The following is a 22,420-nucleotide window of genomic DNA, read 5'->3' on the forward strand; positions in this document are numbered from 1 at the left end:
CGGGGTGATGGGTGGCTGGTCGTTGTTTGAGAACTGCACAGTGGACGCGAGCATCTGTGGCCAAGTTTTTAAGGGCGCACGGTGGATGCCTTGGCACCAGGAACCGATGAAGGACGTGGGAGGCCGCGATAGTCCCCGGGGAGTCGTCAACCAGGCTTTGATCCGGGGGTTTCCGAATGGGGAAACCCGGCAGTCGTCATGGGCTGTCACCCTTGCCTGAACACATAGGGCAAGTGGAGGGAACGCGGGGAAGTGAAACATCTCAGTACCCGCAGGAAGAGAAAACAACCGTGATTCCGGGAGTAGTGGCGAGCGAAACTGGATGAGGCCAAACCGTATGCGTGTGAGACCCGGCAGGGGTTGCGTATGCGGGGTTGTGGGATCTCTCTTCCACGGTCTGCCGGCCGTGGGGCGAGTCAGAAACCGTTGATGTAGGCGAAGGACATGCGAAAGGTCCGGCGTAGAGGGTAAGACCCCCGTAGTCGAAACGTCAGCGGCTCGTTTGAGAGACACCCAAGTAGCACGGGGCCCGAGAAATCCCGTGTGAATCTGGCGGGACCACCCGCTAAGCCTAAATATTCCCTGGTGACCGATAGCGGATAGTACCGTGAGGGAATGGTGAAAAGTACCCCGGGAGGGGAGTGAAATAGTACCTGAAACCGTGTGCCTACAAGCCGTGGGAGCGTCGGATGCAGCTTGCTGTATCTCGTGACTGCGTGCCTTTTGAAGAATGAGCCTGCGAGTTTGCGGTGTGTTGCGAGGTTAACCCGGGTGGGGTAGCCGTAGCGAAGCGAGTCCGAATAGGGCGTTTCAGTAGCGCGCTCAAGACCCGAAGCGGAGTGATCTAGCCATGGGCAGGTTGAAGCGGAGGTAAGACTTCGTGGAGGACCGAACCCACCAGGGTTGAAAACCTGGGGGATGACCTGTGGTTAGGGGTGAAAGGCCAATCAAACTCCGTGATAGCTGGTTCTCCCCGAAATGCATTTAGGTGCAGCGTCGTGTGTTTCTTGCCGGAGGTAGAGCACTGGATAGGCGATGGGCCCTACCGGGTTACTGACCTTAGCCAAACTCCGAATGCCGGTAAGTGAGAGCGCGGCAGTGAGACTGTGGGGGATAAGCTCCATGGTCGAGAGGGAAACAGCCCAGAGCATCGACTAAGGCCCCTAAGCGTACGCTAAGTGGGAAAGGATGTGGAGTCGCACAGACAACCAGGAGGTTGGCTTAGAAGCAGCCACCCTTGAAAGAGTGCGTAATAGCTCACTGGTCAAGTGATTCCGCGCCGACAATGTAGCGGGGCTCAAGCGTACCGCCGAAGTCGTGTCATTCGTACAGTAGCCCCAACGGGTGTATGGATGGGTAGGGGAGCGTCGTCTGCCGGGTGAAGCAGCCGCGTAAGCGAGTTGTGGACGGTTGACGAGTGAGAATGCAGGCATGAGTAGCGATACAAACGTGAGAAACGTTTGCGCCGATTGACTAAGGGTTCCTGGGTCAAGCTGATCTGCCCAGGGTAAGTCGGGACCTAAGGCGAGGCCGACAGGCGTAGTCGATGGATAACCGGTTGATATTCCGGTACCCGCTGTGAAGCGTCAAACACTGAGCATCGTGATGCTAAGGCCGTGAAACCGCCGTGTGCGTCTTCGGACAAGCACGGAGTGGTGGAGCCGCCGGACCAAGCGGTTAGTAGGTGAGTGATGGGGTGACGCAGGAAGGTAGTCCATCCCGGGCGGTGGTTGTCCCGGGGTAAGGGTGTAGGACGTCAGGTAGGTAAATCCGCCTGGCATGTGTCTGAGACCTGATGCCGAGCCGATTGTGGTGAAGTGGATGATCCTATGCTGTCGAGAAAAGCCTCTAGCGAGTTTCATGGCGGCCCGTACCCTAAACCGACTCAGGTGGTCAGGTAGAGAATACCGAGGCGTTCGGGTGAACTATGGTTAAGGAACTCGGCAAAATGCCCCCGTAACTTCGGGAGAAGGGGGGCCACATCCGGTGACGGCACTTGCTGCCGGAGCTGGGGGTGGCCGCAGAGACCAGCGAGAAGCGACTGTTTACTAAAAACACAGGTCCGTGCGAAGCCGTAAGGCGATGTATACGGACTGACGCCTGCCCGGTGCTGGAACGTTAAGGGGACCGGTTAGCTCCATTTCGGTGGGGCGAAGCTGAGAACTTAAGCGCCAGTAAACGGCGGTGGTAACTATAACCATCCTAAGGTAGCGAAATTCCTTGTCGGGTAAGTTCCGACCTGCACGAATGGCGTAACGACTTCTCGACTGTCTCAACCATAGGCCCGGTGAAATTGCACTACGAGTAAAGATGCTCGTTTCGCGCAGCAGGACGGAAAGACCCCGGGACCTTTACTACAGTTTGATATTGGTGTTCGGTTCGGCTTGTGTAGGATAGCTGGGAGACTTTGAAACGCGGACGCCAGTTCGTGTGGAGTCGTCGTTGAAATACCAGTCTGGTCGTGCTGGATGTCTAACCTGGGTCCGTGATCCGGATCAGGGACAGTGTCTGATGGGTAGTTTAACTGGGGCGGTTGCCTCCTAAAGGGTAACGGAGGCGCCCAAAGGTTCCCTCAGCCTGGTTGGCAATCAGGTGTTGAGTGTAAGTGCACAAGGGAGCTTGACTGTGAGACCGACGGGTCGAGCAGGGACGAAAGTCGGGACTAGTGATCCGGCGGTGGCTTGTGGAAGCGCCGTCGCTCAACGGATAAAAGGTACCCCGGGGATAACAGGCTGATCTTCCCCAAGAGTCCATATCGACGGGATGGTTTGGCACCTCGATGTCGGCTCGTCGCATCCTGGGGCTGGAGTCGGTCCCAAGGGTTGGGCTGTTCGCCCATTAAAGCGGTACGCGAGCTGGGTTTAGAACGTCGTGAGACAGTTCGGTCCCTATCCGCTGTGCGCGTAGGAGTCTTGAGAAGGGCTGTCCCTAGTACGAGAGGACCGGGACGGACGAACCTCTGGTGTGCCAGTTGTTCTGCCAAGGGCATGGCTGGTTGGCTACGTTCGGGAGGGATAACCGCTGAAAGCATCTAAGCGGGAAGCCTGCTTCGAGATGAGGACTCCCACCCACTTGATGGGGTAAGGCTCCCAGTAGACGACTGGGTTGATAGGCCGGATATGGAAGCACGGTAACGTGTGGAGTTGACCGGTACTAATAGGCCGAGGGCTTGTCCTCAGTTGCTCGCGTCCACTGTGTTGGTTCTGAAACCACGAACAGCCGTTTCCGGTTGTCAGTTTCATAGTGTTTCGGTGGTCATAGCGTGAGGGAAACGCCCGGTTACATTCCGAACCCGGAAGCTAAGCCTTACAGCGCCGATGGTACTGCAGGGGGGACCCTGTGGGAGAGTAGGACGCCGCCGAACAATTTTTGGGGAAACCCCGCATCTTCGGATGCGGGGTTTTCTGCATTTCAGGGGTCTTCAGGACGGGCTCACCAGTTTCGTGTCGTACGCCAGGATCACCGCCTGGATGCGGTCCCTCGATCCTGTCTTCGCCAGGATGCGGCTGACGTGCGTCTTCACCGTCGACTCGGCCACGTGCAGGCGCGTGGCGATTTCCGTGTTGGTCCAGCCCTTGCCGATGACCGTGAGGATTTCGCGTTCGCGGTCCGTGAGGGGAGCGAGGCGGGGGTCCGGCTCCGGGTGGGTTTCGGGGGTCGGGAGGTGGTGGGCGTACGCGTCCAGGAGGCGGCGGGTGAGGCTGGGGGCCACCACCGCGTCGCCGGTGGCCACCGCGCGGATACCGGCGAGGAGTTCCTCGGGCTGGGCGTCCTTGACGAGGAAGCCGGAGGCGCCGGCGCGGAGGCCGGCGTAGGCGTATTCGTCCAGGTCGAAGGTGGTGAGGATCAGTACGCGGGTGCGGTCGCCGGTGGCGGTGATGCGGCGGGTGGCCTCGATGCCGTCCAGGCCGGGCATGCGGACGTCCATCAGGACGACGTCAGGGTGGAGTTCGGCCGTCATACGGACCGCCTCGCCGCCGTTCGTCGCCTCGCCCAGCACCGTCAGGTCGTCCTGGCTTTCCAGCAGCATGCGGAAGCCGAAGCGCTGCAAGGGTTGGTCGTCGGCGATGAGGACGGTGGTCACTGCGGGGGTTCCTCCGGGAGGTGCAGGTGGATGCGCCAGCCCTGGTCGGGGTGTGGGAGTGGGCCGGCTTCGAGTGTGCCGCGGATCCGGAGGGTGCCCGGGGTGTCGGTGGTGATGTCGACGCCGGGGGCGGCGAGCAGGCGTGCGAGGGCGGCGGCGTCCGGGGTGACGACCCTGACCGTGCCCGCGCCCGAGTCCCGTACGAAGTCCGCGACCGTGGTGTCGGCCAGGAGGCGGCCTCGGCCGACGATGATCAGGTGGTCGGCGGTGAGGGCCATCTCGCTCATCAGGTGGGAGGAGACGAAGACCGTACGGCCCTGTGAGGCCAGCGACTTCAGAAGGGTGCGGATCCACAGGACGCCCTCGGGGTCCAGGCCGTTGACCGGTTCGTCGAGGATGACCGTGGCCGGGTCGCCGAGCAGGGCCGCGGCGATGCCGAGGCGTTGGCCCATGCCGAGGGAGAAGCCCTTGACCCGGCGGCCGGCCACGTCCGACAGGCCTGTCAGGTCCAGGACGTGGGTGACGCGGCTGCGCGGGATGCCGTGGGTGAGGGCGAGCGCTGTCAGGTGGTGGTGGGCCGTGCGGCCCGGGTGGGCCGTGCGGCCCGGGTGGGCCGTGCGGCCCGGGTGGGCCGAGCGGGCCTCCAGCAGCGCGCCGACCTCAGTGAGGGGCGCGGCGTGGGCGGCGTAGGCGCGTCCGCCGATGGTGGCGTGGCCGCGGGTGGGGGCGTCCAGGCCGAGGATCATGCGCAGGGTGGTGGACTTGCCGGCGCCGTTGGGGCCGAGGAAGCCGGTGACGGTGCCCGGGCGGACGGTGAAGGACAGGTCGGTGACGACGGTCTTGTCGCCATAGCGTTTGGTGAGTTGCTGGGCCGTAATCATGTTTCGATCGTCGGCCGCGCGGGGGCCCGGGGCGTCGGACCGTGGGCAGTATTCGGAGGAGGGCTGTCGTACCCGGGTACTACGGTGGGCTCATGAGCATCAGCGCCGAAGAGCGGTACGTCGTCCGGTCTCTGCGTGCCGAGGAGTGGCCGGCGATGCGGGAGCTGCGGCTGGCCGCGCTGCGGGATCCGGTGGCGCGGATCGCCTTCCTGGAGACGTACGAGGAGGCGGTGGCCCGGCCGGAGTCGTTCTGGCGGGAGCGGGCCGAGCGGGCCGCTCAGGGGCAGGCCGGGGCTCGGCAGGTGGTCGCCGAGGGGCCGGACGGGGCGTTGGTCGGGACGCTGACCGTGCTGGTCGAGGAACCGGGGACGACGGACTGGGCCGGGTTCCCCGTCGAGCGGCGGCAGGGGCATGTCGTGGGCGTGTACATGCGGCCGGAGCTTCGTGGCTGCGGGTTGACCGAGCTGCTCTTCGACGAGGCCCTGGAGTGGTGCTGGGCGCGGGGGCTGGAGCGGGTGCGGCTCATCGTGCACGAGGAGAACGGTCGGGCGCAGGCCTTCTACCGGAAGCTGGGATTCGAGGCCAGTGGGCTGACTGTGCCGCTGGCCGGTCAACCGGACGCCTGTGAGCGGGAGTTCGTCCTCGAACGAGGGTGACGTCAGACCGGCAGTTCGTCGTGCGGCCAACGGGTGCGGGCCTGTTCGCGGGAGCGCAGGAGGGCCAGGGTGGGCAGGCCCTGGTCGGCTCCGGAGGCCAGCAGCCAGGGGAGTTGGGGGATGGGGGCCACCGCCGCGACGTCGTCGAGGACGAGGGTGAGTGGTGGGTCGAGCCGACCGGAGGATGACCGTTCGGCCATGCGCCGGCCGCGCTCGACCACGCTGGACACGAGCGCGGTGAGCAGGGGCATCGCGCCCGGGTTCGTCCGGGGGTCCTCGATGGATTCACCGACCACATAAAGCGTGCCCCCTTCGGCGATGAGGGAATCCAGGGCGAGGGTGTCGGGTCGGTTGGGTGTGCAGGACTCGCGGATGTTGACCGTGAAGAGCGCGGAGAGGGCACGGGCGGTCAACTCGTGGGCCATGTCCCGGCGGTCGGGGTGTGCGGTGAGGGCGGCTTCGAGTTCGCCCGCGGCACCGGGGGCTGCCTTGGGGTGGGTACGGAGGACGCGTACCGCTTCCTGGATCTGGGTGCCCTGGGACCAGCGGTGGACGTGGCGGACGGTGCGGTTGTCCAGGGCCGCGGCGTGCAGGTAGCTGCGCAGGAGGGTCTCGGCGGTGTCGCTGACGGCTTGGTCGAGGCGGGAGGTGGGGCGGACGGGGGTGAGGAGGGCGGCGGCTCTTGCTGTCGCCGTTTGCTTGTCCTCGCAGTGGGTGGTGGGGGACCAGTGGAGGCGGGCCGGGGTGTCGCAGGTGTGGGTGGGGTCGTAGAGGAGGGTCGGGCCCAGCTTGGATCTGGCGTCCTTGGTTTCCTGCCAGAGGGTGGGGTTCGAGGTGACGACGAGGGTGGGGCCGTCCGCGTCCCGGATCGCCTCGGTCGCGGTTGTCTGGCGGCTTTCCCTGGTCGTAATGTGGATCTTTTCCCATCCGCCCACCCGTGCGCTCGCGCGCAGTGGTTCCGCCTCCGGTTCTTCGGGTCTCGCCTCCGTGGGTTCCGGGCTCCTCGGCGTCGGGACCTCGTGCGGCGTCGGCGGCTCAGGGGCCGACGCCGCTGCCGGTGCCTGCTGCGGGGCCGGTGCCTGCCGCGGGGTCGCCCGGCGCCGTACCCGCCCCGCCTTCCACCGCGCCACCGTCCCCATCACGAACATGCTCAGCACGAACAGCACCATCAACTGGCCGATGAACAGCCCCCAGAACAGCCCGTACCCCGAGAGCTGTGCTCCCGGGGTGTCCGGCCAGGCGCCGGTGATGTCGTGCGGCTCGGCGATGAGGTGGCGCATGGCCAGGGGCGTACGGGTGAACGTCACGCCCGGTGGCCACGCCCCGGTCGCGAACCAGGCCGCCAGGCCCGTGGCCGTCCAGACCAGCAGGGTCATGCCGAGCAGAAACGCGAGTATGCCGATCAGCAGGCCGTCGGGGATGCCGCCCTGGGCTTCCCGCCGGTGGTCGTCCGCTCTCACGCCGTCCCCTTACGCCACCGTCTTACGCCACCGTCGACTCGGAGTCGCCGAGGTGCTGTTCCATGAACGCCGCCGCCCGCTCCTCGGCCTCCAGCTCGGCGGCGCGCAGCGCGTCGTCGGGGAGGTCGGAGGCGGACTCGGTCATCGCGCGGTCGGTGAAGACCAGGGGGCGTTCCGTCTCCGTGACCAGGTGTTTGACGACCTGGACGTTGCCGTTGACGTCCCACACCGCGATGCCCGGTGTCAGCGTGGGGATGATTTCCACCGCCCACCTGGGCAAACCCAGCACCCGGCCGGTCGCCCGCGCCTCGTCCGCCTTCTGGGCGTAGATCGTCCTGGTCGAGGCCATCTTCAGGATCGCCGCGGCCTCCTTCGCCGCCGCCCCGTCCACGACGTCGGACAGGTGGTGGACCACGGCCACGAACGACAGACCCAGTCGGCGGCCGAACTTCAGCAGGCGCTGGAACAGTTGTGCCACGAACGGGCTGTTGATGATGTGCCAGGCCTCCTCGACCAGGAAGATGCGCTTCTTCCGGTCGGGGCGGATCCAGGTGTGTTCCAGCCAGACGCCGACGATCGCCATCAGGATGGGCATGGCGATGGAGTTGCGGTCGATGTGGGAGAGGTCGAAGACGATCAGCGGGGCGTCGAGGTCGATGCCGACCGTCGTCGGGCCGTCGAACATGCCGCGCAGGTCACCGTCGACCAGACGGTCCAGCACCAGCGCCACGTCCAGGCCCCACGCCCGTACGTCGTCTATGTCGACGTTCATCGACTCGGCCGACTCCGGCTCGGGGTGCCGTAGCTGCTCCACGATGTCCGAAAGGACCGGTTGCCGCTCGACGATCGTCTCGTTGACGTAGGCGTGCGCGACCTTGAGGGCGAAGCCGGAACGCTCGTCCAGCCCGTGCCCCATCGCGACCTCGATGATGGTCCGCAGGAGGGCAAGCTGGCCGGTGGTGGTGATGGCGGGGTCCAGCGGATTGAGGCGGATGCCGTGGTCCAGGGCGGCCATCGGGTCCAGGCGGATGGGTGTTATCCCCAGCTCCTGCGCGATCAGGTTCCACTCGCCGACGCCGTCCTCGCCCTGGGCGTCGAGGACGACGACCTGGCGGTCCCGGAAGCGGAGTTGGCGCAGGACGTACGTCTTCTCCAGGGCCGACTTGCCGTTGCCGGACTCGCCGAGGACCAGCCAGTGCGGGGCCGGGAGCTGCTGGCCGTACAGCTGGAAGGGGTCGTAGATGTAGCCCTTCCCGGAGTAGACCTCGCGGCCGATGATCACGCCGGAGTCGCCGAGGCCGGGGGCGGCGGTGGGCAGGTAGACCGCCTGCGCCTGGCCCGTGGAGGTGCGCACCGGCAGCCGCGTGGTCTCCACCTTCCCGAACAGGAAGGACGTGAAGGCTTCGGTGATTGCGGAGAGCGGGTCCCGCATCAGGGCATCAACCCCTACCTTCGGATTCCGGTGGCGAACGGGAGCGTGTTCACGAAGGACCGGTGGTGCTCGCGGTCGCACCACTCCAGCTTCAGATACGACTTTCCGGCCGACGCCCTTATCGTGCGCTTGTCGCGGGCCAGTGCCTCCGGGGAACGCGAGGAGACCGTGATGTAGCCGACGAGATTCACGCCCGCCGCACCGCTCGCGAGGTCCTCGCCGCGCTGGTCGAGGCGGTTGTGGGCGGCGATGTCGCGGGGGTCGACGGTGCGGTTCATCTTGGCGGCGCGGGATGCCTCGGCCTCGTCGTTCGTCTTCTCGGTCAACATACGTTCGATGGCTACCTCGGTGGGTTCGAGATCCATCGTCACGGCGACCGTTCGGATGACGTCCGGGGTGTGGACGAGGAGGGGGGCCAGGAAGTTGACGCCGACGGGGGTCATCGGCCACTCCTTGACCCAGGCGGTGGCATGGCACCACGGCGCGCGCGTGGACGACTCTCGGGTCTTGGCCTGGAGGAAGGTCGGCTCGGTGGCGTCCAGCTCGGCCGGCCAGGCGTTGCGTTTCGTCATCGCCTGGATGTGGTCGATCGGGTGGTCCGGGTCGTACATGGAGTGGATGAGCGAGGCGAGCCGGCCCTGACCGAGGGGCTGGCGTACGCGGATGTCGGCTTCCTGGAGGCGGGAGCAGATGTCGGTCAGCTCGCGGGCCATGACGACCGCGAGACCGGCGTCGCGGTCGACCTTGCCGCCGTGCGGGCGGGCCGCGCGGGCCATGGCCTGGGCCTCGGCGGCCAGTTCGCGGTTGTAGTGCATGCAGGCGACGAGGTACGCGCGGTGCTGTTCGCTGCTCGTCGACACCATCGACTGCAGCTGGTCGTACGACTGCTGCAGCCACGCCGGTGCGCGGTCGTCGCCGCGTACGGCGACGTCCTTGGCGTGCGCGTCGGGGTCGGCGGGGAGGGTGCGGGCGAGCATCTGCAGGCGGGTGACGAAGCCGTCGCCGTTCGCCACGTGCTTCAGGAGGGTGCCGAAGCGGTCGACGAGGGCTTCCTGGTCCTCGCTGTCGCGCAGGCCGACGCCGGGGCCCTCGATCTCGATGGCGGCGGTGACGGTCTTGCGGTCCGCGTGCAGCAGTACGGCGATCTCGTCGGGGCCGAAGGGTGCGGCGAGCCAGGTGATGCGGCCGATGCCGGGGGGCGGACCGATCTCGACCTCACGCCCGTCGAGCCGTGTACCGGCCTCGATGGCGGCGGAGCGGTAGGTGGCGTTGTGGCGGAGGGTGCGCTTGTAGCTGCGGTTGACCTCGAACCACTTGTAGAACGTGCGGTGCTTGTACGGCACGTAGACCGCGGCCAGCGCGAGCAGCGGGAAGCCCATGAGCAGCACGATCCGCAGGGACAGCACCGGGACGAGGAGACCGCACATCATGCCGAGGAACGCGCCCGCGATGATCAGCGCGATCTCACCGGTCTCTCGATTCCGGCCGACGATCGCGTTCGGCCGGGCGCGGCCGATCAGATATGTACGGCGGGGCGTGACCGGATGGGACAGATGGGACTCGGTCGTCAACGCCCGTCACCTCCTGAGCGATTGCTACTGCTGTTGCGGGTGTTGCTGGCGTGGGGTGTGTTGACCGGGCTGGAGGAGCGCGGCGCGGGTGCGGCGGAGGGGACAGGTCCGCCGCCACCGGTCGAGGGGCGGGAGCTGTGGGCGGCGACACCGCCGGAGGCCTGGTTGGCGGGGCGGGGGCTGCCGCCGGACTGGGCTTGGCCGTTGTTGTCCGCGCGGGTGCTGTGGGTCTTGATGCCCTGGGCGACGAGGGTCGCGGGGGAGCTGATGACCGCGGCGGCCTTGCCTTCGGCGTTCTGCATGATGCGGTTGTTGCGGGAGCCCGCGATCTCGTCGCCGAAGCCGGGGACGAAGCGGTAGATCATCGCGGACGCGAAGATGGCGAGCAGGATGATCGCGAGGCCGGAGACGACGGCGGAGAAGGCGTCGGGGCCGTCGTCGGCGGAGAGCGCGCCGGCGAGGCCGAGGACGATGACGATGACCGGCTTCACCAGGATGACCGCGATCATGATGCCGGCCCAGCGGCGGACGTGTCCCCACAGGTTCTTGTCGACCAGGCCCGCGTAGACGACGGTGCCGAGGAGGGCGCCGACGTAGAGCAGGGCGGCGCGGATGACGAGCTCCAGCCACAGGACGCCGGCGGCGAGGATGCTGACCAGAGAGACGACGATCAGCATGATCGGGCCGCCGCCGATGTCCTCGCCCTTCTTCAGGGCGCCGGAGAAGTTGCCGAAGAAGGCGTCCGTCTGGTCGCCGGTGGCCGACGCGAGGACGTCGGAGACGCCGTCGGTGGCGGAGACGACCGTGTAGAGGATCAGGGGGGTGAAGGCGGAGGCCAGGACGGTGAGCCAGAGGAAGCCGATGGCTTCGCCGATGGCGGTGGTGAGGGGGACGCCTCTTACGGCCCGCTTGGCCACGGCGAGGAGCCACAGGAGGAGGGTGAGGATGGTGGAGGCGGCGAAGACGACTGCGTACTGCTGGAGGAACTTGTCGTTCGTGAAGTCGACGTTCGCGGTGTCCCGCACGGCCGCGCTGAGCTTGTCGATGGTCCAGGAGGCGGCGTCCGCGCAGCCCTTGGCGAGGGAGGAGAGGGGGTCGAGGGTGGAGGTGGGGTCCAGGGAGGGGGTGCTGGTGCCGCTGTTGTCGCCCGTGTCGCTCTCGCAGAACTCCCTGACCTGGCCCGACAGGAGGTCGCAGTTGTCGTTGGACGGCGAGGGAGTGGGCGTGGGCGCCGCGACGGCACGTGTGGCCAACAGGACAACGGCGGTCTGTACGGCGGTGAGGGTGGCGGCGACCTGGAGCGCGCGGCGCTGGCTACCGGGCATAAGTGAAGCCTCCGTACTCCTCGACGGCCTTGGCCATGTCGTCGGCGCTGGACGCCCTGTCGTCGCCGGGAACGGGCGCGGGGCCGTCCTCCTGGGAGAAGCTCTCGATCTTCCAGTCCCCGTCCGCCCAGCGCAGCTGAAGCGTCATGGTGAACCAGTCGCTGGTGACCGGGTTGGTCGAGCGTTCACCCGTGGTGCCGAACACTCCCGTGCACCAGACCTCGACCGTTGCCCCGGTGTCCGAGTAGGTCGTGACCTTGGTGCCGATCGGCATGGTGCGCGAGACATAGGTGCTGCCCGCGGTCGCGTTGCCTTTCGCGTCCAGCCCGACGTTCTTCAGGAACTCCTTGGAGTACGTCTGGTTGAACTTGCCCTCCAGCGCGGCCTGCTTGTCGGCGACGAAGACCTGCCGGACGATCTCGGTGCGCCGGACGGGTTTGAGGAAGTCCGCCGAAACCAGTACGACCGCGTAGTTCGCCGCCGCGCTCTCCGCTCCCTGCCGGTCATGGCCGAACCCGGCCGGAACACCGCCCGACTTGGAGTCCACCGGCCGCTCCCCGCTGGCCGCCGTGGACGTCGCCTCCGGGCCCGAGGCGCTTTCCTCCGTTGAAGTGGAGTCGTCTCCTCCGCGGTTGGCGAATGCGATCGCGGCGATCAGGAGGACCACCACGCCGACCACCGTGACCAGGCTCCGGGAGGAGCTGCGGCCCCCGCGTCGGGCGCCGTACGGCTCGTTGTCGGGCAGTCGGGTACGGGTGTGCCCGGTGCCGGCGTAACCGCCGGCGGCCTCGTGTTCGTCCCCGGGACTCATGCCGCGCCCGCCCCCTCGATGTCGTAGCGGAGACCGTCGTACCGAAACACCGTGTAGGTGTACGACGGTAGCCGCGATGGTTCCCACGCGGGCGCGGTGTGGTGACTCGACATCAGGGACATGGGGGAAACGCAACCTCAGCCGGTGGGCACGACGGGCGGGTGGGGTAGAGGGGGACCGGGCGCGCCCGGAGAGGACGTGGTCGGGGTCTTACACCGCCATGCCGTACACGATGGTGAAGAGCGTGCCGAGGGAGCCGATGATGAAGACTCCGGTGAGGCCGGCGATGATGAGGCCCTTGCCCTGTTCCGCGCTGAAGGTGTCCCGGAGGGCCGTCGCGCCGATGCGCTGTTTGGCCGCCCCCCAGATGGCGATGCCGAGGCAGATGAGGATGGCGACCGCCATCACCACCTCGATCATCACCTTGGCCTCGTTGCCCAGGCTGCCGAAGGGGCCCCAGTCCGGAGCGATCCCGCCGATGATGGTGTTGATGTCTCCCTTGTCGGCCGCAAAGAGCATGTAAGTCACCGCCCCTGTTGGGTAGTTCCGCAGTCCCCTGCGGTGCGCAGAGGTCAGGCCTCATTCTCGCTGACAACGGCGCCGTCGTATGTCGACTTGGCGTCATTGCTTGGCGGGTTTCGTACGAATACCTCGTATCGTCACTCTGTGTATCACGGCAGGTCACGCCGGGCAACGAGGTGGGAGCGGAACCTGTGGTGTGGTGCCGTCGTTGAGCCTCTTTACGACCCGGCCCGGTTCGGGTGGTGGGTGGGGTGAGTGGTCGTGCCGATGTTCCCCGTGATTTCCGGGTTCTGCGGTGAAGGCTATCGCCGTTGTGCCGCCGGGCCGTGACGAGGGGTCAGCGAGGGCGCAGTCCGTGCAGCAGGTGGTGGACGACTTCGCCGATGCCGTCGAGTGCGGCCTGGGGCGGGAACGTGCCGTTGGCGGTGAAGGCGGCGATGCCGTGCAGGCTGGCGCCCGCGAGGAGCGTGATGCCTTCGGGGTCGCCCTCGACGATCTCGCCGCGCTGCTGGGCGTCCGCGATCAGCCGGAGGAAGGGTGTGATCGTGCGTTCCACCGCGGCGGCGAGCTGCTCGGAGACGTCCGGGTCGTGCTTGCGGGCGTACATGAGCTCCAGGAGCGCGGGGTTGTCGATGGTGAAGCCGAGGTAGGCGCGCGCGAGCGCGGTGAGCCGCTCCTCCAGGGGGAGGTCGGGGTCGTCCGCGGTGTCCAGGGTCCGGGTCAGGCGCTCGAAGCCGGCGAGGGCGAGGGCGTCGAGCAGGGCCTGCTTGTCCTTGAAGTGCCGGCCCGGGGCGGCGTGGCTGACGCCGGTCTCGCGGGCGAGTTCGCGCAGGGACAGTGCGGCGGCGCCCTTCTCCCGCAAGGTGCGCTCCGCGCCGGCGAGCAGGGCGGCGCGCAGGTCTCCGTGGTGGTAGGGGCGGGTCTCGGGCATGCGCATCATCGTATCTCGATGTTGACGCCGCCATCTTTGTTGGCACTGTCACTATTGTTGTCGTTGACAGCATTGTTGTCGCTGCCTACATTGGGGGCATGGCTACCAAGAGCAACGCGAGTAAGTGGAACGTCGGCCGTCTGCCCGACCTCACCGGCCGGACGGCGGTCGTCACGGGCGCCAACAGCGGTATCGGCCTGGCGGCCGCGGACGCGCTGGCGGGTGCGGGGGCGCATGTCGTCTTCGCGGTACGGGATCCGCAGCGAGGGCGGACAGCGGCGGCGACCGTGCGCGGCAGTACGGAGGTGCGGCGGCTCGACCTCGCGGACCTGGCGTCGGTGCGGGAGTTCGCGCAGGAGTGGGGCGACCGTCCGCTGGACCTGCTGATCAACAACGCGGGCGTGATGATGCTGCCCGAGCAGCGGACCAAGGACGGCTTCGAGATGCAGTTCGGCACGAACCATCTCGGTCACTTCGCGCTGACGAACCTGCTGCTGCCGTACGTCACCGACCGCGTCGTCACCGTGTCGTCGGGCGCCCATCGCTTCGGCGCCGGTGTCATCAACTTCGACGACCTGAACCTGACGAGGGGTTACACCCCGGTTCGCGCCTACGCCCAGTCCAAGCTGGCGAACCTGCTGTTCACCCTGGAACTCCAGCGCCGGCTGACGGGGGCCGGCTCACCGGTCCGCGCCCTCGCCGCCCACCCCGGCTACGCGGCCACCAACCTCCAGAGCCACGCGGCGAGCCCCGTGTCCCGCGCTGTCATGCGGCTCGGCAACAAGTTCTTCGCCCAGGACGACAGGGCAGGCGCCCTGCCGACCCTGTACGCGGCGGTCATGGACCTGCCGGGCGCGAGCTTCGTCGGCCCGGACGGCCTCGGCGAGATGCGCGGCGCCCCCACGCTGGTGGGCCGCTCGGCAGCGGCCGGCGATCCGGCGGCGGCGCGTCGGCTGTGGTCGGTGTCGGAGGAGCTGACGGGGGTGACGTTTCCGCTGATGGATGCGGCGCGGGCGTGAGGAAGGCTCCTCGCCGTCGAGTTGCTTCCTCAGAGGTCGAGAACTGCTCGGAGGGCCTGGTCGACGCGTGCGAGGGCGTCTGGACCGATGTTTCCCAGGTAGGTGCCGTCATGGAAGCGCGTTGTCTTGAGCTGAGCGAGGTTGAGAGCCACGGCGACGCCTTCCACGGGAGCGCTCAGGTGTACGGACATGATGGTGTCCGGATAGGCGCCGGGCGGATGCAGCACGATGGCCAGGCAGGCGCCGAAGGCCTCATCGAGTCCGTCGAGACTGACCACACAGACCGTGCGTTCACCTTGAGTGCCCTTGACCTGCCAGATGTCCCCCCTCTTCACCACGCGTCGCCTTCCCCGTCCAGGTCCGGTCGGTAGCCGGCGGCGGCCAGCTGCTGTGCCGCGTCCAGCGTGATCTGCCGACGAATGAGTCGGTCTATGTACGCGGACACATTGCCTTCAGGGGCGTGGGCGCGGACGTAGCTGGCTGTTTCATCGGAGAGCGACACTGTGATCTTCGCGGTCATACTCGCATCGTACTCGAGTCATACCGCTCAAAGGGTGACCCATCACCCTTTCGCGCTCCTGCCTCTCAGCCGCTCGTCGATCTGTCGCAGGCGCTCCCACGCGGTGGGATCGGTGCCCGTGCCGAGTGAGTAGTGGAGGGCGGGCCGGGTGGCCGGGCCGAGCTGGAGGGGCGCGGCTCCGGGTAGGGCGTTGCGGGCGTGGTCCGTGCCGAGGTCCGCCAGGGCGTCGGGGCCGAGGGTGAGGGTGAGCGGGATCGGCGGTGGCTCGTGGTGGGCCGGCACCGTCAGGTCGGCCTGGGCGGTGCGTAGTTCGGTGACCATCGTGGCCACGTTGTGGTCGGTCGTGAGTGTCTCGGCGGCCTCGGGCAGGCGGTCCGCCGGGACCGTTTCGCCGACGGTGTAGCCGAGGGCCATGGAGATGTGCTCCTCGACGCCGAGGCGCGTGCGGACGATGCGCAGGGTGGCGATCGCCGGGCGGTCGGGGGCGCCTATGACGACCAGCCAGGTGGGCATGGACTGGCGGGCGCGGGTGCGGGCGAGTTCGGTCAGCTGCCTTGGTGACCAAGGGACGTTGACGGGTTCGGCACTGGCCCAACCTGCGGGCGGCGCTCCGGTGAGGGTCTGCCAGGTGTGTTCAAGTGCGCCGCCGAGGAGCAGGCGCTCATCGGCGGGGTGGATGGTGCGGAGGGACAGGTGGAGCTGCCGTTCGCCGCTGGGAGCGGGCGGTCGCTGGAAGGCGTGCGCGATCCCGGGTGCGATGTCACCGGCGGGGGCGAAGTGTCCTTCGTGCCAGTGCAGTACGGCTCCGGAGAGTCCGTCGTAGTAGCCGCAATCGGGGTCGCGTACGACCCAGCGTGCGGGGATGCGCTCCAGTACGGAACGTGCGGGCAGGGTGAGCCGGGTTCCGGGTGGGGTGACGATGTGCAACTCGTGCCCGGACTGGAGGGTGCTGCGCACCACGTCGGTCAGCCAGGTCGTGGCTGCCACGAGCGGGCGGTCCTGGAGGACGACGGCGGCCCTGTCGGTGAGCACGTCGACATCGGCTGGCGTGGCGGCCGCGTCACCGTGGGTGGGGACAGTCACGACATCGGTGTGGGCGGCCTCGCGTGGCCACGTCGTGCCGCCGAGTACGGTGGCCAGCCGCCCGGCTATGGACCCGGCCAGCCGTCTGGCCTCCTCGACCCGTGTGGTCGCCCTCGCCTCGGTCCACCACACCGGCGCGTCCGTCCGGGCACTCGGCCCGAGCAACCGCTCGACCTCACCGGGCACCTGGAGGTAGCGGGGTGCCTCGACCGACACCAGGGGCTGTCCGTCGTCCGTGCACAACTGCGCGACGGCCCCGCCGCCGGCCTGGCTGACGCGCAGGTCGGGGCCGCCGGCGTGGAGTGCGGCCAGCAGGGTCTTGATGTCCGGCATCTCTGGGGTGAGGGCGATGACGTCTTGGGTCATGTGCTGCTCGCTGATGGGGGAGGCGGGTGTTGTCAGGGTCAGTAGCGGCCCGAGAACTCTTCCAGGGCGTCCAAAGACGGGGCTTCTTGAGGGGTGTCCTCGACGATCAGGCCGATGTCGGGCTGCGGTGGGTTCTGCGCCAACCAGTCCAGCGCGGCGAGCGCGCTGAGCCCTTGGCCATGGGCGGCCCGCAGGCGCATCAGCCATCCGGATCCTGCCTCGAATGCCTCCTCGCCTGCGGCGGTTCGCGGTTCGTAGCCTGCGGCCTCGTCGCCGAACGAGGACCACATGTACCCCAGCGTCTTTCCACCACGCCGGATCGTGAAGTAGCGCACCGGGTGGTCGGTGGTCTGCTCGTACTCGTCCTCGGAGGCCGGAATTCTGGCCCGGAGCAGGGTGGATCGGCGCGGGACCTCGAATGTCCCCCAGGAGTCGTCGTAAGCGGGGCCCTCGATCCTCGGGTCCTCGAAACCCGTCTCCGTCGGAGTCGCGTGGCGGTTGGGGTCTGCTGGCGTGGGCTTGCTGCCGAGCAGAGCTGAAATGCCCTCCAGGGCCGCGGCGAGCCGGGGTGCGTTCTCCGCGTGCACTTCAAGCTGCTCACGACCACGGGTGTTCATCGTCAACCACGCGTCGGAGTACGTCTCCAGCGTCACCGTGAGGAGGCTGCCCTCCCAGATGTCCACGTGGACGACGAACAACTTTTCCGCGCGGTGTTTCGCTCCCGACTCCAGCCAGATACCGGGGCAGTCGACCCGCACGGTGACGAGGAAGTCGCCTGCAAGGGATTCGGCGTCGGCCATGACGCGCGACAGCGCCGTTTCCTGGGCCAGCGGATCCTGCTCCAGGAGCAGACCACTGGCGTGGATACGGAAGTCCCTCATACTGCCCCTGCAGTATTCGACGTGACTTCCCAAGTCCAATCGCCAATGGGATCTGAGGTGATCACTATGTCCTGACCCGACCTCAATTACCGTCCCACGGCAGAATTAGAGGTTTTCGGTGCCACCACCAACCGGGGTTCTCCATGGTGGCCGATGAATCTGATGTTCCCGCCTCGATTGCCCAGGTGTCATCCAACTGGGTGTGGCTCCTGAACCTTGCGTCGAGCTGATCGACTGCCTTTTGCAGCAAATCATCCACAGGCTGGGGAAGTTTTGCCGAAAGGTGTGCAAGAAAGTCCCGCGCACGTAGGGCGTCACAGTACAGTTCAATCGGATAGCGCCCGGTCGGCTGCCAGTTCGACGCCATGATCCGTACCATTCTCTCCCACTCCGCAAGATAATTTCGCGAGTGGTTCAGGGGGGTTCCTGGTTCATCAATGAGTGCAGCATTCACAGAACCGTGTTGCGACCGCCGGAGTGCGTCCACAGCGCGAGTGAAATCCGCGGTGACAGGTGTGGGAACGCGCCGCTCACGAACGATTTCCGGCAACTGCATGACACGAACGCCGGGAAGCTGAGGAATGGCAGCTTCAACCGCGTCGATCGAGTATGTGGGGCGTTCGTCGTCCGTTGCCACCAGTCGGGCACGGGTCAGCAAACCAGTCGGGGTCACCAGCCAGTACGCGCTGGGGATCTGCTCTGCGGCTGGGTACAGGACGACCGTTTGTGCCGCTGCGGCGAATTTCTTGGCGGCGTCCGCCTCATTCGGCTGATTCGGCACAGCGTCCTGAACGAAGATGTCGAGAGTCAGCGAGACATTACCGAAGACGTGCGTGTAGTCACACAGGACATGCGCGTCCCAGTTGCGATCGTCTTGATCGCCGTCCACGTCAGCGACGTCGACCGTACTCGGTTCCACGTTGATGCATGACGCCAGGGCATTGGACAAGAGGGGCGGTTGCAGGCGATCGACGGTGAAGAAATTGTAGGTCATCGGTAAGTCCCGTTGTATACATCCAGCGCCTTCTGGACAGCGTCCGGATTGTTGACGAACCTGGGGTTCCTAGTCAACTGAGGTGCGGCATTGAGGTCGCCCTTGGCCCTGACCAACTGCTGCAGGGCGGCATATTCGTTTCTGTCCAAGTTGACGATACCCGGTCCTGAATCGGGATAGACCCGCCCCCCTGGCTCGACTCCGTACGTGCGGCCATTGATTTCGTAACGGTTCCCATCGTCGATGAGTCTTGCCCGTCCCGCCGCGATGCCCGCGATGTCGTTGTCGATCTGGTCGGCGAATCCGGGAAGAATGACGCTGTTCTTCTCCTTGATCTCACCCTTGGCGGCCCCGCTGACCGTGTGCCTCGGATGAGGACGCTTGAGATCTTCGCCTGCCGCCGGACCAGGTATGTCGCTACGGGCCGGCCAGACACCCTTCTGGCCGGACGAGGACTGACCGACGTTCTCTCCGCCGCCTGACGAGGGGCCGCCGGGTGTCGCGTCGCCAGCCGCTCTGTCATGGCCGCCGACGGGGTCGGTCCCAGCGCCTGTGCCGTCGGCCGGGTCGCTACCCGTGCCGTCGGGACTGCTGTAGCGGTCCGCGCCCGGCTGGTCGGGGGTGTGTCCGCCGCCGGGGGCGCCGGTGTGACCGTGCCCTCCCTGCGACGACCCGACACCCGGGCTGCTCGGGCCATCGGCGTCTTGCCGTGCCTGAGACGACAGGCCGTCGTCGGCGGCGCGGGCCGCGCTCTCCCCTGCGCGGGCGCCGGCGCCGACCAGTTCGCGGTAGCCGATCGCGCGCTCGGCGGCGGAGGGTTCGCGTGGGGCTGGTGTGGAGTTGCGGGTGCCGTCGGGGTTGAGGGGGATGAGGTTGCCGCGACTGTCGACCCGGTAGCGGTCGCTGAGGTCGAGGGCGCCGTCGGGGAACTTGGTCTTCGGCAGGTGGAGGTGATCGCTGACGTTGGCCAGTACCTGGGAGACCTTGGGCAGGGAAGACAGCGCGCCTGCCGCCTTCAGGCCGCCGGAGACCGGGTCCAGCGCGTCGCCGATCTTCGCCAGGGTACCGGCTGTTTTGCCCAGCGTGCCGCCCTTGCTGAGTTTGGCGAGGCCGGCCGCGGGACCGGCGCCCAGCGTGAGGAGGTTGAAGGTGACCACGGCGTGGGCGCGGGCCGGGTCCTCTTCCCACATGTCGTAGGCGATGAACTGCTTGCCGAACTCCTTCGCGTACGCCTTGCTCTCCGACTGCCAGTCGGAGAGGTGCTCCTCCTGCCCGGCGAGGTCCATGCCGTAGGCGTAGGCGCCGACGAAGGTGCGCCGCAGTCCGTCCCAGGCCTCGTCGCGGGCTTCCGTACCGTGGAAGCCGACAAGGGTGCCGAGGCCCTCGATGCCGCCCCAGACGCTGTCCTTGGCGATGCCGTCCCACGCCCAGCTCTTGACCCCGTGCCCCCACCAGTCCAGGCTCCACCGCTCGTAGGTGCGCCCCTCGGGGCTGCCCCACGGCAGGTCCTGGACGTCCTTGAGCATGTCGGCGTCCACGCCGTACATGCCTGAGGCGTGCGTGCCGTCGTCCGGCACCCACGCGGGCCGGCACATGGTCTTGCTGATCGCGTTGATCTTGTTGGCGGCGTTGCGCTCAGCCTCCTGGAAGCCTTCGACCGCTGCCGCCACATCGTCCATCAGCGTTTGGTGCCTGCTGACCTTGTCTTCGTCCTCGGTCCAGTCGGCATCGCCCTCGACACTGTCGACGAAGGCGATGGCGTCCTGCTTCAGCTGCTTCAGACGGTCGGCGTGGAGCTTGGCCTCGGCGATGAAGGAGTCCAGGGCGTCGGCGAGGGTCTCGATGTCGGCCGCGAAGGTGTCCGCCGTGTCCATCACCGGCTGAGTGGAGGAGAAGAGCTGCTCCGCCTCCGGGGCCTTGTAGTACGCCGCCGTCGCCTGGAAGCGGGAGTGGATGCCCTCGCCGCCGTTCCGAATGCCTGTCGCATGCTTGCGCAGGTCGGCGACGGCTGTCCCCAGTTGCTCGAAATCACCGGTGTACTGCGGTATCCCGCCCGGATTGATCACGTCGCTACTCCCCGGCCTTGCCGTCGGCCTTCTCCCCGACGGCCCGGAGTTCGGCCGGCGTGGGCACCTTGGCCGCCTGTCGCTGGGCCTCGGCGGCCATGGCCAGGTCTCCCTCGATGTACTCGGTGGTGGCCTTGACCGTGCCGTCCATCGTCTTCTTGGTGCGCGCGGCCATGAACCTGATGCTGCGCTCGTTGTCCGAGACGAAGTTCGCCACTGCAAGGCCCACCGGCCCTACGGGCGCGTCACCGCAGTACGGCCCACTGATCGTGCCCGCGAAACTCGCGGCGTCCGCCGCGCTCTCGCCGTAGCCCTTGAGGCCCTTGCTCATGTCTTCGGCCGCGAGGCCCACCAGCGACAGAATCGACTCCACGCCACTGGGGGAGATGTCCCACCCCGTCACGCCAACCCCCGTTGTTCCCCGTGCTGATACGTTTCCTCGGTCCGTCTCAGCATCACACACGCCACTGACAACAGACGTTCAGCTCCGGCCAAGGTGCGTTCACCCGGTTGCGGTCGCCGAACCCTCTGCGAAGTGGTCGAACTCGCCCGCTTGTACGCCGAGTACGAAGACGTCCCAGTTGCGGCGGGTGGTTGTGACAACGGCGTCCGGGGTGCTGGTTTCGCGGAGGATGACTGGAGCATCGTCCTCGTCCTCGCCGAAGGTGATGTCGATCCGGGGGCCGGGATCGGGGTCGGTGGCGTGCGGTTCCTCTTTGAGGGTGGTGAGCAGAGTTCCGAAGGTGGCCGGGGTGGCCGTGAGTATCGCGCCGGTTGGGTCGCCGCTTTCGGTGAGGTGGATCGTTTGGGAGGCGTCCAGGGTGGCGGTGACATAGACGCAGGACGCGCCCTCCGAGCAGTACGACGACTTCTGCCAGCGGGGGTTCATGGCATTCCCTTCACAGCTCTCGCATCACGTTGTGGATGAGGTCCCGGGTCTTCGCGGGGTCGAGCGCGACTGTGTCGATTCGGTCGAACAGGGTTCGGTACTTGTGCAGCTGGGCCTCGGCGTCGAGGAACGCGAGTCCGTGGGACTGGTCGAGGTAGACGGTGTCCAGTTGGGCTACGGGGCCGCGCGCGTAGTGGATCGACTGTCCGGATCCCGGGTAGGCCCCGACGTCGAAGCTGATGGCCCGCAGGGTGATGTGCTGTCGGTCGCTCATGTCGAGCAGGTGCTGCAACTGCTGCCGGGCAACCGTCGAGCCGCCGACTTTCATGCGCAGGGCGGCCTCATGGATGATCGCCTCGTACGGGGTCGGGTCGCCGTCACGGAAGAGGATCGCCTGCCGCTTGATGCGGAATGACAGGCGGTGCTCGATGTCGGGCGGCGACAGTTCGGTGACTCCCTGACGGAAGATTTCGAGTGCGTACTCGCGCGTCTGGAGCAGGCCCGGGATGCGGGCTGTGGTGGCGTCGCGCAACGACTGGGCGTGGTGCTCCAGTTCGGCCATGTCCAGCAGAGGGCTGGGGAGTAGCTCACGGTAGTCCTCCCACCAGCCGCGCCTGCGATCGCGTGTCATGCGGGTGAGCGCTTCGACAAGGACCCTGTCCGGGCACTCGTAGTGACAGGCGAGCATGCGCACGCGGTCGGCACTGACGCCCAGGCGGCCGGCTTCCATGTTGCTGACCTGGTGCTGCTTGATGCCGAGCAGTTGTGCCGCCTCCGTCGACGACAGCCCTGCGCGCTCGCGCATCTTGCGCAACTCGCCGCCCAGCCGGGCCTGGCGCCCTGTGGGGGTGCTTTTCACGGGCACTGACGTTCTCCCTCGACACCACCTCGTCACCCGCACGGGTGGTTAAGTCAGAGCTTCTTGCAAA

At 67.1% G+C, this 22,420-nt stretch carries 20 protein-coding genes and 2 rRNA genes; 4 read left to right on the forward strand and 18 right to left on the reverse strand.

Translation table 11 applies throughout. The features are described from left to right. Positions 1–58 precede the first annotated feature (58 nt). Together I2W78_RS20790 and rrf are read left to right on the forward strand one after the other, a co-directional pair. Positions 59–3,177: ribosomal RNA gene (locus I2W78_RS20790) — 23S ribosomal RNA — on the forward strand. A 70-nt stretch (positions 3,178–3,247) separates the two neighbouring features. After that, positions 3,248–3,364, forward strand: a 5S ribosomal RNA gene (rrf, locus tag I2W78_RS20795). A gap of 57 nt (positions 3,365–3,421) precedes the next feature. Here rrf and I2W78_RS20800 read toward each other — a convergent pair. After that, positions 3,422–4,084 (reverse strand): response regulator, encoded by a 663-nt coding sequence (locus I2W78_RS20800; RefSeq protein WP_196461776.1) that lies wholly within the window; start codon positions 4,082–4,084, stop codon positions 3,422–3,424. After that, the gene (locus tag I2W78_RS20805; protein ID WP_196461777.1) at positions 4,081–4,965 is read right to left on the reverse strand and encodes an ATP-binding cassette domain-containing protein; all 885 of its coding nucleotides are present in this window, start codon (positions 4,963–4,965) and stop codon (positions 4,081–4,083) included. Before I2W78_RS20805 ends, I2W78_RS20800 begins: the two co-directional genes overlap by 4 nt. A 92-nt stretch (positions 4,966–5,057) precedes the next feature. Here I2W78_RS20805 and I2W78_RS20810 point away from each other — a divergent pair, with 92 nt between their 5' ends. Beyond that, positions 5,058–5,621 carry a GNAT family N-acetyltransferase gene (locus I2W78_RS20810; RefSeq protein ID WP_196461778.1) on the forward strand — a complete coding sequence of 188 codons (564 nt, stop codon included), beginning with the start codon at positions 5,058–5,060 and terminating at the stop codon, positions 5,619–5,621. 2 nt (positions 5,622–5,623) lie between these two features. Here the strand turns inward: I2W78_RS20810 and I2W78_RS20815 are convergent, their stop codons facing one another. The 7 genes from I2W78_RS20815 to I2W78_RS20845 form a co-directional block, all read right to left on the reverse strand. Next, positions 5,624–7,081, reverse strand: coding sequence for a type VI secretion protein (locus I2W78_RS20815; protein ID WP_196461779.1), 1,458 nt, complete (start codon positions 7,079–7,081; stop codon positions 5,624–5,626). Positions 7,082–7,103: 22 nt separating this feature from the next. After that, on the reverse strand, positions 7,104–8,513 hold the full coding sequence (locus I2W78_RS20820) for an ATP-binding protein (protein WP_196461780.1): 1,410 nt from the start codon (positions 8,511–8,513) through the stop codon (positions 7,104–7,106). 14 nt (positions 8,514–8,527) lie between these two features. Beyond that, positions 8,528–10,084 (reverse strand): SCO6880 family protein, encoded by a 1,557-nt coding sequence (locus tag I2W78_RS20825; RefSeq protein ID WP_196461781.1) that lies wholly within the window; start codon positions 10,082–10,084, stop codon positions 8,528–8,530. Further along, the gene (locus I2W78_RS20830; RefSeq protein ID WP_196461782.1) at positions 10,081–11,409 is read right to left on the reverse strand and encodes a hypothetical protein; all 1,329 of its coding nucleotides are present in this window, start codon (positions 11,407–11,409) and stop codon (positions 10,081–10,083) included. Before I2W78_RS20830 ends, I2W78_RS20825 begins: the two co-directional genes overlap by 4 nt. Next, positions 11,399–12,220, reverse strand: a complete 822-nt coding sequence (locus tag I2W78_RS20835) for a hypothetical protein (protein WP_196461783.1) — start codon at positions 12,218–12,220, stop codon at positions 11,399–11,401. The genes I2W78_RS20830 and I2W78_RS20835 overlap by 11 nt, the downstream gene beginning before the upstream one ends. A 210-nt stretch (positions 12,221–12,430) precedes the next feature. After that, positions 12,431–12,739 carry a hypothetical protein gene (locus tag I2W78_RS20840; RefSeq protein WP_004000049.1) on the reverse strand — a complete coding sequence of 103 codons (309 nt, stop codon included), beginning with the start codon at positions 12,737–12,739 and terminating at the stop codon, positions 12,431–12,433. Positions 12,740–13,079: 340 nt separating this feature from the next. Beyond that, entirely contained in the window at positions 13,080–13,682 is a 603-nt protein-coding gene (locus tag I2W78_RS20845) for a TetR/AcrR family transcriptional regulator (RefSeq protein ID WP_196461784.1), read from the reverse strand. Between the two features lie 89 nt (positions 13,683–13,771). Between I2W78_RS20845 and I2W78_RS20850 the strand changes: the two genes are divergently transcribed. Then, on the forward strand, positions 13,772–14,692 hold the full coding sequence (locus I2W78_RS20850) for an oxidoreductase (protein ID WP_196461785.1): 921 nt from the start codon (positions 13,772–13,774) through the stop codon (positions 14,690–14,692). Positions 14,693–14,721: 29 nt separating this feature from the next. Here the strand turns inward: I2W78_RS20850 and I2W78_RS20855 are convergent, their stop codons facing one another. The 9 genes from I2W78_RS20855 to I2W78_RS20895 form a co-directional block, all read right to left on the reverse strand. Next, positions 14,722–15,030, reverse strand: a complete 309-nt coding sequence (locus I2W78_RS20855; RefSeq protein WP_230885529.1) for a type II toxin-antitoxin system PemK/MazF family toxin — start codon at positions 15,028–15,030, stop codon at positions 14,722–14,724. Beyond that, positions 15,024–15,212: a toxin-antitoxin system HicB family antitoxin gene (locus I2W78_RS20860; protein WP_230885530.1), complete on the reverse strand. Its 189-nt coding sequence runs from the start codon at positions 15,210–15,212 to the stop codon at positions 15,024–15,026. The genes I2W78_RS20855 and I2W78_RS20860 overlap by 7 nt, the downstream gene beginning before the upstream one ends. Positions 15,213–15,254: 42 nt before the next feature. Then, positions 15,255–16,661 carry a DUF6177 family protein gene (locus I2W78_RS20865; protein WP_196461786.1) on the reverse strand — a complete coding sequence of 469 codons (1,407 nt, stop codon included), beginning with the start codon at positions 16,659–16,661 and terminating at the stop codon, positions 15,255–15,257. Positions 16,662–16,699: 38 nt separating this feature from the next. Further along, positions 16,700–17,542 carry a hypothetical protein gene (locus tag I2W78_RS20870; RefSeq protein ID WP_230885531.1) on the reverse strand — a complete coding sequence of 281 codons (843 nt, stop codon included), beginning with the start codon at positions 17,540–17,542 and terminating at the stop codon, positions 16,700–16,702. An 82-nt stretch (positions 17,543–17,624) separates the two neighbouring features. Beyond that, a complete protein-coding gene (locus I2W78_RS20875) occupies positions 17,625–18,536 on the reverse strand; it encodes a hypothetical protein (protein WP_196461787.1) in 912 nt (303 codons plus the stop codon). Further along, positions 18,533–20,602 carry a hypothetical protein gene (locus I2W78_RS20880; protein ID WP_196461788.1) on the reverse strand — a complete coding sequence of 690 codons (2,070 nt, stop codon included), beginning with the start codon at positions 20,600–20,602 and terminating at the stop codon, positions 18,533–18,535. The genes I2W78_RS20875 and I2W78_RS20880 overlap by 4 nt, the downstream gene beginning before the upstream one ends. Positions 20,603–20,606: 4 nt before the next feature. Then, positions 20,607–21,005 carry a DUF6507 family protein gene (locus I2W78_RS20885; protein WP_196461789.1) on the reverse strand — a complete coding sequence of 133 codons (399 nt, stop codon included), beginning with the start codon at positions 21,003–21,005 and terminating at the stop codon, positions 20,607–20,609. A gap of 99 nt (positions 21,006–21,104) precedes the next feature. Then, complete coding sequence (locus tag I2W78_RS20890; protein ID WP_196461790.1) at positions 21,105–21,491, reverse strand: DUF397 domain-containing protein; 387 nt, start codon at positions 21,489–21,491, stop codon at positions 21,105–21,107. A 10-nt stretch (positions 21,492–21,501) separates the two neighbouring features. Beyond that, entirely contained in the window at positions 21,502–22,350 is an 849-nt protein-coding gene (locus tag I2W78_RS20895; RefSeq protein WP_196461791.1) for a helix-turn-helix domain-containing protein, read from the reverse strand. Positions 22,351–22,420: the final 70 nt, after the last annotated feature.

This window comes from Streptomyces spinoverrucosus (genome assembly GCF_015712165.1).
GTDB classification, from domain to species: Bacteria; Actinomycetota; Actinomycetes; order Streptomycetales; family Streptomycetaceae; genus Streptomyces; species Streptomyces spinoverrucosus_A.

Coding starts and splice junctions, on each gene's coding strand:
- I2W78_RS20805 (WP_196461777.1), bottom strand. CDS start 4,965: ATGATTACGGCCCAGCAACTCACCAAACGCTATGGCGACAAGACCGTC.
- I2W78_RS20810 (WP_196461778.1), top strand. CDS start 5,058: ATGAGCATCAGCGCCGAAGAGCGGTACGTCGTCCGGTCTCTGCGTGCC.
- I2W78_RS20820 (WP_196461780.1), bottom strand. CDS start 8,513: ATGCGGGACCCGCTCTCCGCAATCACCGAAGCCTTCACGTCCTTCCTG.
- I2W78_RS20830 (WP_196461782.1), bottom strand. CDS start 11,409: ATGCCCGGTAGCCAGCGCCGCGCGCTCCAGGTCGCCGCCACCCTCACC.
- I2W78_RS20835 (WP_196461783.1), bottom strand. CDS start 12,220: ATGAGTCCCGGGGACGAACACGAGGCCGCCGGCGGTTACGCCGGCACC.
- I2W78_RS20840 (WP_004000049.1), bottom strand. CDS start 12,739: ATGCTCTTTGCGGCCGACAAGGGAGACATCAACACCATCATCGGCGGG.
- I2W78_RS20845 (WP_196461784.1), bottom strand. CDS start 13,682: ATGATGCGCATGCCCGAGACCCGCCCCTACCACCACGGAGACCTGCGC.
- I2W78_RS20850 (WP_196461785.1), top strand. CDS start 13,772: ATGGCTACCAAGAGCAACGCGAGTAAGTGGAACGTCGGCCGTCTGCCC.
- I2W78_RS20860 (WP_230885530.1), bottom strand. CDS start 15,212: ATGACCGCGAAGATCACAGTGTCGCTCTCCGATGAAACAGCCAGCTAC.
- I2W78_RS20865 (WP_196461786.1), bottom strand. CDS start 16,661: ATGACCCAAGACGTCATCGCCCTCACCCCAGAGATGCCGGACATCAAG.
- I2W78_RS20870 (WP_230885531.1), bottom strand. CDS start 17,542: ATGAGGGACTTCCGTATCCACGCCAGTGGTCTGCTCCTGGAGCAGGAT.
- I2W78_RS20875 (WP_196461787.1), bottom strand. CDS start 18,536: ATGACCTACAATTTCTTCACCGTCGATCGCCTGCAACCGCCCCTCTTG.
- I2W78_RS20890 (WP_196461790.1), bottom strand. CDS start 21,491: ATGAACCCCCGCTGGCAGAAGTCGTCGTACTGCTCGGAGGGCGCGTCC.